Genomic DNA, 15,386 nt, shown 5'->3' on the forward strand with positions numbered 1-15,386 from the left:
GAAGGTATATACGCTAAACCAGGATAACGTTGTTGTATTGATGTTCATAATTCACTCCCTCCCGGATTCCGGGCAAAAAAAGACCACCGTCTTCAGCGCTGTACTGATGACACCGTTTTTTTAATGCTGAGTGTTAAAGGACGGGCTTTTAACTTGCCCACCGGATAATCCGGCAAAAAGAGGGACTAAATGTCTAAATATGGAACGGAACGCATGCTGCGTTATTTCGACTTCATATCCATGAAGGATTCTATAAAATTACGCTGGTTTTCACTGAGTTCCCACGAAGTAGGAATCGTAACTTGCGGTTCAGTGGAAACCACATCTTTCACTTTGCACGCAGGCGTTTGCGGCTGACGCGCAGATACCGGATGTTTACGACTGAGTGTATTTGCCCACATGGTTTAACCCCACATACGCCAAATCATTAACGCCACCACTACCCAGAACAGTGCTGAAGCAGCGAAGACAGTCATCCAAGCTTTGCGACGGGTGTTGCCAGTGCGCTCAACTTTGGTGCTTTTAGTCCGGAAGCCCGGCTGTACAGTTATTCTCGTATTCATAGTTTTTGATAATCACTCTCAATAAAACGATTGATGACAACGATTAAGATTTAGGACGAATCCTAAACTTGTTAAGACCGAAAATCCAGTTATTTTTATTGAGCACAACGATTAACGCTATTTATCAAAACGTAAAAAATTGATGAGATAAATTTAATTGCCATGATAACTATTAATTAAATAGTTACATTGTAAATTTGGGTTAATCACAAATTAGATCCATTCTAAATTTGAGTTTAATTTAGTAACCCAGTCAAAAAGCCCTTCTCCATCAACTCTTAACTAGAGTATGGGAATATTCCTGGCGGGCTGCAAAGTAGCATCGTAAAAAATGTGTACTGATTCGCATTTAATAAATAACAATGAAAAAACATGTGACCCATGTTTCATTTACATAAAAATAATGATTTTTTTTGATGTACTCGTGGCGCTAAGCGCTAAGGGATTCCGAAGGTGCCCACTGGACACCTTGGCAAAAGAATGAGTTATGAATTTACTTGAAAGGTAATTTGATGTCGCGGAACATGGCTTCGATATCTTCATTAGAGCGCAGTGCGACCGCCGCATCCACCACATCACGTGTGAGGTGTGGTGCAAAACGTTGAATAAAATCATACATATAGCTGCGCAGGAAGGTGCTGCGCCTAAAGCCAATCTTAGTCGTACTATTCGTAAAGATCTCTGAAGCTTCAATGCGCACTAAATCAGGGTCAGCAACCGGGTCCACCGCCATACTGGCAATCACACCAACGCCTAAGCCTAAGCGCACATAAGTCTTAATTACGTCTGCATCGGTCGCGGTGAAAACAATGCGTGGCGTTAATCCTGCGCGGTTAAACGCCGTGTCCAGCTCAGAACGGCCGGTAAAGCCGAAGGTGTAGGTGACTAAAGGGAAATCCGCCAGCTCTTCTATCGTCACATTGGATTTACCCGCTAGCGGATGATCGGGTGTAACCACAATGGCACGATTCCAGTGATAGCACGGCAGCATGATCAGGTCGTCATAAAGATGCAATGCTTCAGTGGCAATCGCAAAGTCAGCATTTCCCTTTGAAACTGCCTCAGCAATTTGCGTCGGCGATCCTTGATGCATGTGCAAAGAGACGCGAGGATAGCGCTCAATAAAGCCTTTTATAACGCCCGGCAGCGCATAACGCGCTTGCGTATGGGTCGTCGCGACATACAGCGATCCTTTATCTGGCCAGGTATGTTCACCTGCCACTGATTTGATCGCATCAACTTTAGACAGAACTTCGCGTGCAATACGGATGATCTCTTCGCCTGCAGGCGTTACTTGCGTCAGATGCTTACCACTGCGCGCAAATATCTGCACGCCCAGCTCATCTTCCAACATACGTACTTGCTTACTAATGCCTGGCTGTGAGGTATATAAGCCTTCGGCGGTCGATGAGACATTAAGGTTGTGATTTACCACTTCGACGATGTAACGCAACTGCTGCAATTTCATAGTTATATCTTCCTGGTAGCGACAGAGGTGCATTCCCGGCAGGCGTGTTTCCGCCTTGATTGCAATGAGGGAGGGAAAGCGAGTCAGCGAAACGAAAAGAGTTCTATAACAACTATATCAGTTAAAGGAAGAATGTAGAACGATTAGCTATAAGGATAAGAGAAAGGCCAGCAGACGCTGGCCTTAAGAGGAATTACTTTTTCGCTTCCTGCCATTTGCCATCAATATAGAACATTGACCAGCCGGTGGCTTTGCCATCTTTTTCCGATGAAACATACTGCTGTTTCGTTTTACGACTGAAACGCACCATCGTTTTATTGCCTTCCGGATCGGTGGCTGGCGCTTCTGACAGATACTTCAGCTTTTCTGGCAGACGATCGGCAAAGCGTTTCAGCTCCTCCACTAGCGGCGCGCGGGTTTCACGCGATTTCGGGAAGGTATTAGCGGCAAGGAACACGCCCGCTGCGCCATCACGCAACACAAAGTAAGCGTCCGACTTTTCGCACTCCAGTTCTGGCAGCGGCACCGGATCTTCTTTTGGCGGCGCGACGTCACCATTACGCAGAATCTTGCGGGTGTTTTTGCATTCGTCGTTAGTACAAGCCATGTACTTACCGAAACGGCCCATTTTAAGGTGCATTTCAGAGCCGCATTTCTCGCACTCAACAATCGGACCATCATAGCCCTTGATACGGAACTCGCCCTGCTCGATCTCGTAGCCATCACATTCTGGATTATTACCGCAGACGTGCAGCTTACGCTGATTATCAATGAGATAGCTATCCATCGCGGTACCACACTTCTGGCAACGGCGACGGGCGCGCAACGCGTTGGTTTCGGCATCATCGCCCTCCAGCACGTTAAGCACTTCATTTTCCGGGATCAGATTGATGGTTTGCTTGCAGCGTTCTTTTGGCGGCAAGGCATAACCCGAACAACCCAGGAACACACCGGTGCTGGCTGTGCGAATGCCCATTGGACGGCTGCAAGTCGGGCAATCAATCGATGTCAACACCATCTGGTTCGGCTGCATGCCCCCCTCTTCCGGATCTTTTTCAGCGTGATCTAACTGCTGGCTGAAATCACTGAAGAAGGAATCGAGCACCGCTTTCCATTCGGCTTCATTATTAGCCACCTGATCGAGGCTGTTTTCCATGCGCGCGGTGAAGTCATAATTCATCAGTTCGCGGAAATTAGACTCAAGACGATCGGTAACAATTTCACCCATTTTTTCAGCGTAGAAACGGCGGTTCTCTACACGCACGTAACCACGGTCCTGAATAGTTGAGATAATCGAGGCATAGGTTGATGGACGACCAATACCGCGTTTTTCCAGCTCGCGTACCAGCGAAGCTTCACTGAAGCGCGCCGGCGGTTTGGTGAAGTGCTGGCTTGGCATCAGTTCTTTAAGATCCAGCATGTCGCCTACATCAACCGGCGGCAGTGTTAGATCTTCATCATTTTTACGCAGCGCAGGCATCACGCGCGTCCAGCCATCGAAACGCAGCGTGCGGCCTTTGGCTTTCAATTTGAACTCAGCCGCGCCCACGGTCAGTGTAGTGGAGTCGTACTGGGCCGGTACCATTTGGCAGGCAACGAATTGGCGCCAAATTAGCTGATAGAGTTTCTGCGCGTCGGCTTCCATATCTTTCAGCTGCTCTGCCACGATATTCACATCTGAAGGACGAATGGCTTCATGCGCTTCCTGTGAATTCTCTTTGCTGGCATAGGTATTGGGCGCATCTGGCAGATATTTCTTACCGAAGCTGCTTTCAACATAGTCACGCGCCATCGCCACTGCATCCTGGCTCAGGTTGGTGGAGTCGGTACGCATATAGGTGATGTGACCGGCTTCATACAAGCGCTGCGCCATCATCATGGTCTTCTTAACGCCGAAGCCAAGACGCGTGCTTGCGGCCTGTTGCAACGTTGAAGTAATAAAAGGTGCAGAAGGCTTGCTGCTGGTCGGCTTGTCTTCACGATCCAACACTTCATAACGCGCTTTCTGCAAAATAGCGACCGCCGCGTGAGTTTGCTCACGATTAACCGGGCGGAACGCTTTGTCATTCTGATGTGTGACCTGCATGGCCAGATCGGCGCCTTTAGGCGTGGCGAAATCAGCATCGATTTCCCAGTACTCTTCTGGCACGAAGGCTTTGATTTCGTGCTCGCGCTCAACCACCAGACGCACAGCAACAGACTGAACGCGACCGGCTGACAAGCCACGGGCAATTTTCTTCCACAGCAGCGGCGAAACCATATAACCCACCACGCGATCCATAAAGCGGCGCGCTTGCTGGGCATTAACACGTTCAATATTGAGCTCTCCCGGCTTATCAAACGCCTGACGAATCGCATTCTTGGTGATTTCGTTAAACACCACGCGGCTAAAGCGTTTATCGTCTCCACCGATCACTTCCCGCAGGTGCCAGGCAATGGCTTCCCCTTCGCGGTCAAGGTCGGTTGCGAGATAGATGTGGTCAGCGTCAGCTGCCAGATTTTTCAACTCAGCGACAACTTTTTCTTTGCCCGGCAGAATTTGATAATCCGCTTCCCAACCATGCCAGGGATCGACACCCATGCGATTGACTAAAGCGGCTTTCTCATCTTTCTTAACCTTTTTGCCAGGCTTCGCTTTTTCCCCGTCGGCACTTTTACGGGCAGTTGAACCACTGGTCGGCAAATCACGGATATGACCGACGCTGGATTTCACCACGTAGTCATTACCGAGGTATTTATTGATTGTTTTGGCCTTTGCCGGGGACTCAACGATTACGAGTGATTTACCCATATGTACCTTTACCTAAATGAAACGTCCTGATAAACGGGAGAGAATTGGAGGTCCCAAAACCCAATGGGTTCAATATTGCTGCCACAATTTCGCATTACAAGGCAGCTGGGATAATCTCAGGTCAGATTGCGTCGACTTCTGCAACTTTATGATTAAGAGCGAGTTTTCCATCTGACAGAACCACACATCCGGGTGCGATCTCCCTGAAAGCTGAATCGCCCACACTCTACCTGATAAAATCCGTTACGCAACTTAATTAGCATTCTGCCTAATTTTGCGCCATTTTTCTGACGCAACGCTGATTTGCTGAACGCGACGACTCGCAAGTAATATAGAAGGAGAAAAATGGCTGTCAAAAAAGAGGTGTAAAATGTCAGGGCCAACGGAATCTATTTCACGCCAGATGTTACTGGAAATAGCCAATCAGATAATCACGCAGCACGACAATTATTTTGTTGGATTAGAAGCAGACGATGTGATTCAGCAAGGCGACGTATTGGTGTTTCGCGGTCCCTATTTTCTCGATTCTGAAGGTTTGCCTACCGCCAAAACCACCACGGTGTTTAACGTGTTTAAACACCTCGCGGTCGAACTCTCCTCTCAATATCATCTGGCATAAAAAAAAGCCCGGCAATTGCCGGGCTCACTTACAGCAGCGGCTTCTCACCGCGCTGCCATATTTTCAGAATCAATCGCTCAGCCGCCAGGCTCGCGCTGCTGGTAAAGCGATCCATCATTTTCCGCTTCCGCGCGAAATGCACGCCCAGCACGGTAAAGCGTTCCATATTTTTGATAATCAACGCATCGCTAGTGCCAATTTCATCGACCAGGCCTAAATCCAGCGCCTGACGTCCATACCAATGCTCGCCGGTCGCCACCTTGTTGAGATCGAGCGACGGACGCATCTGCTGCACAAAATCCTTGAACAGCTGATGCGTTTCATTAAGATCTTCCTGGAATTTTTCACGCCCTTCTTCGGTGTTTTCACCAAACAGCGTCAACGTACGCTTATATTGACCGGCGGTATGCAGCTCGACATCAATATTGTTACGTTTTAACAGGCGATTGAAGTTTGGAATCTGCGCGACCACGCCGATCGATCCAATGATAGAAAACGGAGCGGCCACAATACGATCCGCTACGCAAGCCATCATGTAACCGCCGCTGGCGGCGACTTTATCCACCACGGCAGTCAGTTGTAGGCCCGCATCGCGTAAGCGTTGCAGTTGCGAAGCCGCCAAGCCGTAACCATGCACCACGCCGCCGGGACTTTCCAGACGTAACAGCACTTCGTCACCAGGCGCGGCAACCGCCAGCACGGCGGAGATCTCTTCACGCAACGAGGCAACTTCACTCGCGTCCATGCTACCTTTGAACTCCAGCACATAGAGTGTTGGTTTAGGTGTTTCGCTCACGCCAGCTTTGGCATTGCGTTTCTCGGTTTTAGCCTTTTGTTTCTCTTCTTTCTTCTGCTGCTTAAGCCATACTTTCTGCGCCTGCGGTTTCATTTTGGCGAGCTGTAACTCTTCTTTCATCTCACGATAATCATCATCAAGATGGGTCAAACGCAGCTGCCCGCTGCTGTGACGTTTACGCAGCGCGGCATTAAGCACAATCAGAACAATAGCTGCGATCGCCACCACTATGGTGACAGCCTTAGCCAGAAATAATCCGTAACTGGAGAAAAAATCCATTCTGCCGCCTTATTAAACAGTAAATTACAACAAGTTTGAGTTTACCCGCTTTGCGCGCTGTCGTCGCCTGAAATGCCCGCTGGCGGCACAGAATGCGAGGCAGAGTGATTGCACCGGGCGGCAAATTAAGGCATAAAGCCAAAAACCTTCTGACCCAACCAAAGGACATCGCTGTGCATTATCAACCGAAAAGCGATCTACTGGAAAATCGCATTATCCTCGTCACTGGCGCTTCCGACGGCATTGGCCGTGAAGCGGCGCTGACCTATGCGCGCTATGGTGCGCGCGTCATCCTGTTGGGACGCAATCCCGAGACGCTGCGCAACACTGAGCAAGCCATCAGCCAGTTAAACCAACAGCCAGCAACTTCTTTATTACTGGATTTGGCTGAAGCTACACCAGAAACTTGCCAGCAGTTGGCCGAACAGGTCGCTGCGCTGGTGCCGCGTCTGGATGGTGTGCTGCATAATGCCGGCATTTTGGGGGAGATCGTGCCGTTAGAAGAACTCGATCCTCAAATCTGGCGTGATGTGATGCAGATTAACCTTGATGCCACCTTCTATTTAACGCAGGCACTGCTTCCGTTGCTGCTGAAATCGGACGCCGGATCGCTGGTGTTTACCACCTCCAGTGTCGGCCGTACCGGGCGTGCAGGTTGGGGTGCGTATGCGGTCTCAAAGTTTGCCACTGAAGGCATGATGCAGGTGCTGGCCGATGAATATAAAAACGGCCATTTACGGGTTAACTGCATTAATCCCGGCGGCACACGCACCAAAATGCGAGCCAGTGCGTTCCCGGAAGAGGATGCTAATTTGCTCAAAACACCCGCTGATTTGATGCCGCTCTACCTTTACTTAATGGGCGATGATAGCCGACGTAAAACCGGCACCAGCTTTGATGCGCAGCCCGGACGTAAAGCGGGACCCGCAAGCGCATGAGCGATCGCCATCAGCAACGCCAGCAACGACTGAAAGAACAGGTTGATGCCCGTATCGCCGCTGCTACTGAGACGCGCGGCATTTTGATGGTGTTCACCGGCAACGGCAAAGGTAAAACCACCGCCGCTTTCGGTACCGCGTTGCGCGCCTGCGGTCATGGTAAAAAAGTGGCGGCGGTACAATTCATTAAAGGCGAATGGCCGAATGGTGAACGCAATCTACTGGAACAGCACGGTGTCGAATTCCAGGTGATGTCCACCGGTTTTACCTGGGATACGCAAAACCGCGAAACGGATACCATCGCGTGTCAGTTGGTGTGGCAGCAGGCACGTCGCATGCTGGCGGATGACAGCGTCGATCTGCTGATCCTCGATGAAATCACCTACATGGTGAGCATGGATTATCTGGATTTAGATGAGCTGACCGAGGCGCTGAAACGACGTCCATTACAGCAAACCGTGATCATTACCGGTCGCGGCTGTCATCGTACCTTACTGGACTTAGCGGATACTGTGACGGAAATGCGTCCGGTGAAACATGCGTTCGATGCGGGCATTCAGGCACAACAAGGAATAGATTGGTAAAACCTGACGCCGCAGAACGCGGCGTCAGCATTCGCATCAGGAACCGCGTTTCGTGTTATTACGACGGGAATTGTTGCTCACCACACCGTGACGTTTTACCGCACGACGGATTTGGTTAGCTTTGGTGCGACGACGATCTTTTTCTACTGCGACTTTGGTTACTGTCTCTTCGGGCATACTGACTAAAGTGCGCAGATAGTTCACCGCGGGTAATTCCATCTCGATCCAACCGCCGCGTGGCAGACCTTTCGGCAGCTGAATATCACCGTAGCGGACACGCATCAGACGACTTACCTGCACGCCCACCGCTTCCCACAGACGACGCACTTCGCGGTTACGTCCTTCGGTCAGCGTCACGTTGTACCACTGGTTGATCCCTTCGCCACCCGCAAACTTAATGGTTTTAAACGAGGCCGGACCATCTTCCAGTTGCACGCCTTTGCTCAGTTGACGGATCTTATCGTCATCCACTTCGCCAAACACGCGAACCGCGTATTCACGCTCAACTTCACGGCTTGGGTGCATCAAACGGTTAGCCAGTTCACCATCGGTGGTGAACAGCATCAGCCCGCACGTATTCACATCCAGACGACCGACGGCAATCCAACGTGAACCACGCAGACGCGGCAGACGATCAAACACGGTTGGGCGCCCTTCCGGATCGTTACGGGTACAGAGTTCACCCTCTGGTTTGTAATACGCCAGTACGCGACACACTTCGGTCGCCGACTCAGCGATGGACACCAGATGGCCATCAATACGGATTTTCAAAGATTTATCACTTTCGACGCGATCGCCAAGCGTCGCCAGTTTGCCGTCAACGCTGACACGTCCGGCAGAAATCATGGTTTCGATTTCGCGACGCGAACCGTGACCGGCACGCGCTAATACTTTCTGTAATTTTTCGCTCATGGAGCCTCGTTGTCGCCTTCCCAGGCGTCGTGGTAAGAAGAGGTGCGATACAGGGATTACCAATTCCTATATCAGAATCTGTTACCGCTGCGCATCGCTTGTGCAATCTTAGGCGGCCCGCGATTTTACACTAACGCAAGTTTTGTTAACACCTTTTCCTTTGCTGCCGATAATAGATGGCCCGGCAAAGAGCGTCCGCTCGACCGTTCAATACTAATCATTCGCCTAATTGATAGATCTTCTTCGTAAAGCGTACGTTCGACATTGCCAAGTCACTGAATTATTACCATTTGCCGCTAAGCTTTTTAGCATGAGCATTTTGCCAACTTTAGCCCACTGATACATTAGCACCTTTCACGACTGTCTTAGCAGCAGAGCTTGCCAGGCTTATAATCATTCACGAACGCAATAACTGAGTTAAAAGCAAAAAACAGCATATAAAACTATTTAACTGACTTAAATAAGGCTCACTTTAGTGATAAATCTAAATTGATAGTTAATTGGCACTACAGGTTGGATTAAGTCTGTATTTTTGTATTTTTTGATTAATATTAAATTTGATGAATTGTTCTTAAGAAAAAACCGTGTAAAATTTAAGCCTGAAATCCAGTGTGTCGTCATAATAATTTAGCTTCAATTTACTATTTATATTCGTTCAAATAACAAAGCATTAACGAACACTGTGTAATTTCACTGATAATATAAACCGGCGCGCGCGGGATCTGACGCGTTTATTCATTCACGGAATGAATTTAATTCGCATGTCGAAAGTCTTCACCAGGGATTTTACGGACATGCTTTAATGAAGATCACAGCCATGAAAACCTCTCTGCTTTGGCCTGCGCTTGCTGCGCTGGCACTGAGCGGTTGTTCCGTGGGCCACACTGAGTACAGTCGTACTGCGATGCAACACGTCGATATGAGCGTGACAGGCATTCCGACTGTGCTGGGTATGGGCATCCTCGGCACAACTATTCCTCTGACACCAGAATACAGCCTCACGGCTGCTCACGTGGCGAAAACCGCCGTGCAACGCGTTAAGGCTTATCATCCTTATTGCGACGTCGCGATTATTTACCATAAAAACAGTCCGGAAACGCTGGCTAAATTCCGCAGCGGCGCCATCGGGGAACCGATTAAAATGTACGGTTACAGCTTTATTTCCGCCATGCCTGTGGAATCAAGTGGCGTTAATTTAGCGCGTACCGCTATCACCAATAAATGGAATAAAAAACCTTGCATGGCCATGGCATCTAATGCTGGCGTCGTCCAGGGGATGTCAGGTGGTGCGGTATATAATGCTGATCAAACGATTGGTGGTGTCATCGTGGGTTACAGTCATGAAATATCCAACGTGCGCAGTAAGAAAGTCATCTTAAAAGATGTCTCTCTGTATATTCCGTACGGGGATTTTAAAAAATGGCTGGAATCAAATCTTGGTCAGACGCAGAACGCAACGCCTGACCATGCATAATTATTGGAATGGGCGCGTGTCACCGACGCCTTCGCGCACCACCACCGGCGCATCGCTGGTGAGATCGATCACCGTGGTCGGCTGCTGACCCAGCGTGCCGCCATCGATGATCAGATCCACCAGCTTGCCAATACTGTATTGAATCTCTTCAGGATCCGATTCCGTAAAATCGTTGCCTGGCAACATCAGCGATGTCGACATCATCGGCTCGTTGAGGCGTTCCAGCAGCGCCAGCGCCACCGGATTGGACGGTACGCGCAGCCCAATGGTTTTACGTTTGTCATTCATTAAACGACGCGGTACTTCCTTGGTCGCCTTCAAAATGAAGGTGTAATTGCCCGGCGTGTTATTTTTCAGGATGCGAAACGCGGAGTTATCCACCTGCGCATAGGTCGACAGCTCCGACAAATCGCGGCACATCAACGTGAAGTTGTGATTGCCATCCAATTGGCGAATGCGACAAATGCGCTCCATGGCATTTTTCTCTTCCAGGCGACAACCCAGCGCGTAGCCAGAATCGGTTGGATAAACAATCACGCTGCCTTTGTTGAGATAATCGACGGCCTGGTTCACCAGGCGCGGCTGCGGATTGTCGGGATGAATGTGAAAATATTGACTCATAAAAACCTCATATCACCTGTCTGCAACAGCAACGCTGGGCGCCAACTCAGGGAAGCGTTCCCAAACGGGCTCCACGCCTCCTGGTAGCCATAACTTACGTCCCAGTTCTATCCACGGACAAGGTTGGTGGAAATCTGATCCCTGCGACCCTGCTAACTGATTGTCACGCGCATAGGTTGCCAGCTGCGTGCGCTCGTTTGGGGCTTGCTGGCACTGCGCAACTTCCATCGCATCGCCGCCCACGTCGGCAAAATGCGCAATCAGCCGCTTTAACCATTTAGCGGACAAACCGTAACGACCCGGATGCGCCAAAACGGCATAGCCGCCAGAATGATGAATAGCATCAATGGCTTGTTTAATTGTACACCATTGCGGAGGCACGTAGCCTGTTTTCCCACGCGCCAGATAATTCTTGAACACCTGCGCCATGTTATCGGCTTTGCCAATCTCGACCAGATAACGCGCAAAATGACCACGGGTGATCAAACCGCCTTGCGCCAGACGCTGAGCGCCAGCTAGAGCATCTGGGATACGCGCACGCTCAAGGCGCTCGGCAATCTGCTGTGCCCGATCCTGACGCGTTTGATGTTGGTGGTGGAGGAATTCGATCAGCGCAGGATGATGGCAATCAACTTTCAGCCCTACAATGTGGATCTCATGATTTTCCCATAACGTCGACGCTTCTAAACCGGCCAGCACGCGGATCGGCAGATCGTATTGATCCACTGCCGCCTGCGCCTCCGCCACGCCCGCCACCGTGTCGTGATCGGTAATAGCCAGCACACCGACTTTCATTTCAACGGCACGCTGCACCAGCGCAGTGGGCGTCAATAAGCCGTCTGAAGCCAGCGTATGGCTGTGTAAATCGTAAAGGGGAAAACGAGCGATGTCTGACAAGATAACTCCAGCAACTGCATAAACCGGCAAGCATAATAACGATTTTGCCCCTGGCTGAAAAAGGGTATTGACATTTTTCGCCCGAACCAGTTAACTAGTACACAAGTTCACACGTAACGGGTATTTAATCATGGCTATTTTGGGTACGCATTTAAATGGTTGGTGGCGCGATGATCCCTTTATCGGGCGACGTCGTCGTGCACAACTTGCGTAACCGCAGTGCAGATTGATACCTAAGCCCGCCACCGAGCGGGCTTTTTTTTGAGCGAAATTCAGAGAATCCATTATGGCTATTGCGAAACCTACATTGAAGTTGATAACCGGTACCGCGCCTTACCGCGAAGATCCGGCCGCAGTGTTTCATCAATTATGCGGCGCACGTCCAGCAACTTTGCTGCTTGAATCCGCGGATATCGACAGCAAACAGAACCTGAAAAGCCTGCTTATCGTTGATAGCGCACTGCGTATCAGTGCGCTGGGCAACATCGTCACTGTCAAAGCGCTGTCGGAAAATGGTCGCGCCATCTTGCCGCTGTTGGACGAGGCGCTGCCATCAGAAGTGCGCATCGACGTGCGCCCCGACGGCCGCGAATTGCATTTCACCCAGCCGCAAGGTATGCAGGATGAAGATTCCCGTCTGAAAGCCCTTTCCGTGTTCGATGCGCTGCGCCTGATTCCGCAACTGGTTAACAGCCCAGAAGAAGAGCGTGAAGCGATGCTGCTCGGTGGATTGTTCGCTTATGATTTAGTCGCCGGTTTTGAAGACCTGCCTGAACTGCGTAATGAACAACGTTGCCCGGATTACTGCTTCTATCTGGCCGAAACCTTACTGGTGATCGACCATCAACAGCGTAGCGCACGCCTGCAGGCGAGTTTGTTCAGCCCATCTACCAGCGAGTTCCAGCGTCTGCAAAGCCGCATTGAACAACTGCGCGGCCAGATGACGCAAGCTGCGCCCGCGTTGCCAGTACAGCGCGTGGAGCAAATGACGCTCAGCACCAGTCAGAGTGACGAAGAGTATTGCAGCGTAGTGCGTGAAATGCAGGAAGCGATTCGCATCGGCGAAATCTTCCAGGTGGTGCCTTCACGTCGTTTCTCGCTGCCATGCCCTTCTCCACTGGCCGCCTACGACACACTGAAAAACAGCAATCCAAGTCCTTACATGTTCTTTATGCAGGACCAGGATTTCGCCCTGTTTGGTGCCTCGCCAGAAAGCTCACTGAAATATGACGCCACTTCGCGCCAGATTGAGATTTACCCGATTGCCGGGACGCGTCCACGCGGACGTCATGCCGACGGCTCGCTGGATCGCGATCTCGATAGCCGCATCGAACTGGAAATGCGTACCGACCATAAAGAGATGGCCGAGCACCTGATGCTGGTGGATTTAGCGCGTAACGATTTGGCACGTATCTGCGTGCCGGGCAGCCGCTACGTTGCCGATCTCACCAAAGTTGACCGCTACTCGTTCGTGATGCATCTGGTGTCACGCGTGGTGGGCACGCTGCGCGCAGACCTCGACGTGCTGCACGCGTACCGCGCCTGCATGAACATGGGCACGCTGAGCGGCGCGCCAAAAGTGCGTGCGATGCAACTGATTGCCGGGAAAGAAGGCACACGTCGTGGCAGCTACGGCGGCGCAGTCGGCTATTTCACCGCTAACGGCGACCTTGATACCTGCATCGTTATCCGATCTGCGTGGGTTGAAGACGGCGTGGCCACCGTGCAAGCCGGGGCCGGTGTGGTGCTGGATTCTCAGCCTCAGGCAGAAGCGGACGAGAGCCGCAACAAAGCACGTGCGGTATTACGTGCCATCGCAACAGCCCATCACTGCAAGGAGATTTTCTGATGGCCGATATCCTGCTGCTCGATAACATCGACTCCTTTACTTACAACCTCGTTGACCAGCTGCGTACCTTTGGCCACAACGTGTTGATTTTCCGTAACAATGTTCCCGCAGACGTACTGATTGATCGCCTGCAGCAGATGGAAAATCCGATTCTGATGCTGTCGCCGGGTCCGGGTGCGCCGAAAGATGCCGGTTGCATGCCGGATCTGCTACAAGCGCTGCGCGGCCGTCTGCCGATTATCGGTATCTGTCTCGGTCATCAGGCGATTGTTGAAGCGTACGGCGGGCATGTTGGCCAGGCCGGCGAGATCCTGCACGGTAAAGCCTCTTCGATCACCCATGATGGCGAGGGCATGTTTGCAGGCCTGAGTAATCCGCTGCCGGTGGCGCGCTATCACTCGCTGGTTGGCAGCAATACGCCAGCCGAATTGACCGTTAATGCCAGCTACAACGGCATGGTGATGGCCGTGCGCCACGATGCCGACCGGGTGTGTGGCTTCCAGTTCCACCCCGAATCCATTCTCACCACCCAAGGCGCGCGCTTGTTAGAACAGACGTTGGCCTGGGCGCTGGCGAAATAATAGGGAGATTACGATGCAAACTATTCTGGAAAAACTTTATCAGTCTGAAACGCTGAGCCAGGCCGAAAGCCACCAGCTATTTAGCGCCATTATTACGGGTCAACTGGAGCCGACGCAGTTAGCCGCTGCGCTCATCGCCATGAAAGTTCGTGGTGAGCGTCCTGAAGAAATTGCTGGCGCTGCTTCCGCACTGCTGGCTGATGCTAAACCCTTCCCGCGTCCGGATTACACCTTTGCCGATATCGTTGGTACCGGCGGTGACGGTAGCAACAGCATTAACATCTCTACCGCCAGCGCTTTTGTCGCAGCAACCTGCGGCTTGAAAGTGGCGAAGCACGGTAACCGCAGCGTCTCCAGCAAATCCGGTTCTTCCGATTTGCTGGCGGCTTTTGGCATCAATCTGGATATGCCTGCCGAACAAGCACGCAAGGCGCTGGACGATCTTAACGTCTGCTTCCTGTTTGCCCCGCAGTATCACAGCGGTTTTCGTCACGCGATGCCGGTGCGTCAGCAGTTAAAAACGCGCACTCTCTTTAACGTGCTGGGCCCGCTGATTAACCCAGCGCGGCCACCTTTGGCGGTGATTGGTGTGTACAGCCCGGAACTGGTGCTGCCGATTGCCCAAACGCTGAAAGTGCTCGGTTATCAACGTGCTGCCGTCGTACACGGCGGCGGAATGGATGAAGTGGCCCTGCACAGCCCGACCCAGGTTGCTGAGCTGCGCGATGGTGAAATCACCGGCTATCAGCTGACGCCAGAAGACTTCGGTTTCGGTTTCCATGATAAAGAAGCCTTAGCAGGCGGCACGCCGGAAGAAAACCGTGACATTCTGACCCGTTTACTCCAGGGTAAAGGCCAGCCCGCCCATGAGCAGGCGGTTGCGGTGAACGTCGCAATGTTACTGAAAGTGTTCGGAAATGAAGATTTGCGCGACAACGCACAGCGCGCCATCGCTGCCATTCGCAGCGGGCAAGCCTACGAGCGTGTTGTCGCTCTGGCAGCGAGAGGATGAGA

At 51.4% G+C, this 15,386-nt stretch carries 13 protein-coding genes, 1 pseudogene and 1 other annotated feature; of the genes and pseudogenes, 6 read left to right on the plus strand and 8 right to left on the minus strand.

The features are described from left to right. Positions 1–221: 221 nt before the first annotated feature. From AC6I8K_RS10095 to topA, 4 genes are all read right to left on the minus strand, one after another. Entirely contained in the window at positions 222–401 is a 180-nt protein-coding gene (locus AC6I8K_RS10095; protein WP_064738813.1) for a YciX family protein, read from the minus strand. 3 nt (positions 402–404) lie between these two features. Next, positions 405–563 (minus strand): YmiA family putative membrane protein, encoded by a 159-nt coding sequence (locus AC6I8K_RS10100; protein WP_071531660.1) that lies wholly within the window; start codon positions 561–563, stop codon positions 405–407. A gap of 493 nt (positions 564–1,056) precedes the next feature. Next, complete coding sequence (cysB, locus tag AC6I8K_RS10105) at positions 1,057–2,031, minus strand: HTH-type transcriptional regulator CysB (protein ID WP_064738814.1); 975 nt, start codon at positions 2,029–2,031, stop codon at positions 1,057–1,059. 193 nt (positions 2,032–2,224) lie between these two features. After that, positions 2,225–4,822: a type I DNA topoisomerase gene (topA, locus tag AC6I8K_RS10110; protein WP_497826664.1), complete on the minus strand. Its 2,598-nt coding sequence runs from the start codon at positions 4,820–4,822 to the stop codon at positions 2,225–2,227. A gap of 370 nt (positions 4,823–5,192) precedes the next feature. Here topA and AC6I8K_RS10115 point away from each other — a divergent pair, with 370 nt between their 5' ends. Then, positions 5,193–5,441 carry a DUF2498 family protein gene (locus AC6I8K_RS10115; protein ID WP_483817488.1) on the plus strand — a complete coding sequence of 83 codons (249 nt, stop codon included), beginning with the start codon at positions 5,193–5,195 and terminating at the stop codon, positions 5,439–5,441. A 28-nt stretch (positions 5,442–5,469) separates the two neighbouring features. Here the strand turns inward: AC6I8K_RS10115 and sohB are convergent, their stop codons facing one another. After that, a complete protein-coding gene (gene sohB / locus AC6I8K_RS10120; RefSeq protein WP_483817489.1) occupies positions 5,470–6,516 on the minus strand; it encodes a protease SohB in 1,047 nt (348 codons plus the stop codon). A 173-nt stretch (positions 6,517–6,689) separates the two neighbouring features. On the opposite strand from sohB, the gene AC6I8K_RS10125 reads away from it, so the two are divergent. Continuing rightward, positions 6,690–7,454: a YciK family oxidoreductase gene (locus tag AC6I8K_RS10125; RefSeq protein WP_497826665.1), complete on the plus strand. Its 765-nt coding sequence runs from the start codon at positions 6,690–6,692 to the stop codon at positions 7,452–7,454. Continuing rightward, positions 7,451–8,038, plus strand: a complete 588-nt coding sequence (cobO, locus tag AC6I8K_RS10130) for a cob(I)yrinic acid a,c-diamide adenosyltransferase (protein WP_064738818.1) — start codon at positions 7,451–7,453, stop codon at positions 8,036–8,038. Before AC6I8K_RS10125 ends, cobO begins: the two co-directional genes overlap by 4 nt. Before the next feature lie 36 nt (positions 8,039–8,074). On the opposite strand, the gene rluB is transcribed toward cobO, so the two are convergent. Beyond that, on the minus strand, positions 8,075–8,950 hold the full coding sequence (gene rluB / locus AC6I8K_RS10135; RefSeq protein ID WP_064738819.1) for a 23S rRNA pseudouridine(2605) synthase RluB: 876 nt from the start codon (positions 8,948–8,950) through the stop codon (positions 8,075–8,077). A gap of 817 nt (positions 8,951–9,767) precedes the next feature. Here rluB and AC6I8K_RS10140 point away from each other — a divergent pair. Continuing rightward, positions 9,768–10,424, plus strand: a complete 657-nt coding sequence (locus tag AC6I8K_RS10140; protein ID WP_196762325.1) for a serine protease — start codon at positions 9,768–9,770, stop codon at positions 10,422–10,424. On the opposite strand, the gene AC6I8K_RS10145 is transcribed toward AC6I8K_RS10140, so the two are convergent. Then, positions 10,425–11,045 (minus strand): L-threonylcarbamoyladenylate synthase, encoded by a 621-nt coding sequence (locus AC6I8K_RS10145; RefSeq protein ID WP_007892417.1) that lies wholly within the window; start codon positions 11,043–11,045, stop codon positions 10,425–10,427. 12 nt (positions 11,046–11,057) lie between these two features. Next, complete coding sequence (gene rnm / locus AC6I8K_RS10150; RefSeq protein WP_497826666.1) at positions 11,058–11,942, minus strand: RNase RNM; 885 nt, start codon at positions 11,940–11,942, stop codon at positions 11,058–11,060. 154 nt (positions 11,943–12,096) lie between these two features. After that, positions 12,097–12,205: a sequence feature (Trp leader region), on the plus strand. A 23-nt stretch (positions 12,206–12,228) separates the two neighbouring features. On the opposite strand from rnm, the gene AC6I8K_RS10155 reads away from it, so the two are divergent. After that, positions 12,229–13,791 (plus strand): anthranilate synthase component 1, encoded by a 1,563-nt coding sequence (locus tag AC6I8K_RS10155; RefSeq protein WP_483817509.1) that lies wholly within the window; start codon positions 12,229–12,231, stop codon positions 13,789–13,791. After that, positions 13,791–15,384, plus strand: a pseudogene (trpD, locus tag AC6I8K_RS10160) (bifunctional anthranilate synthase glutamate amidotransferase component TrpG/anthranilate phosphoribosyltransferase TrpD). The gene AC6I8K_RS10155 and the pseudogene trpD overlap by 1 nt, the downstream one beginning before the upstream one ends. The last annotated feature ends 2 nt before the right edge of the window (positions 15,385–15,386 follow it).

The organism is Pantoea sp. X-Soil-ISGK-421 (assembly GCF_059730785.1).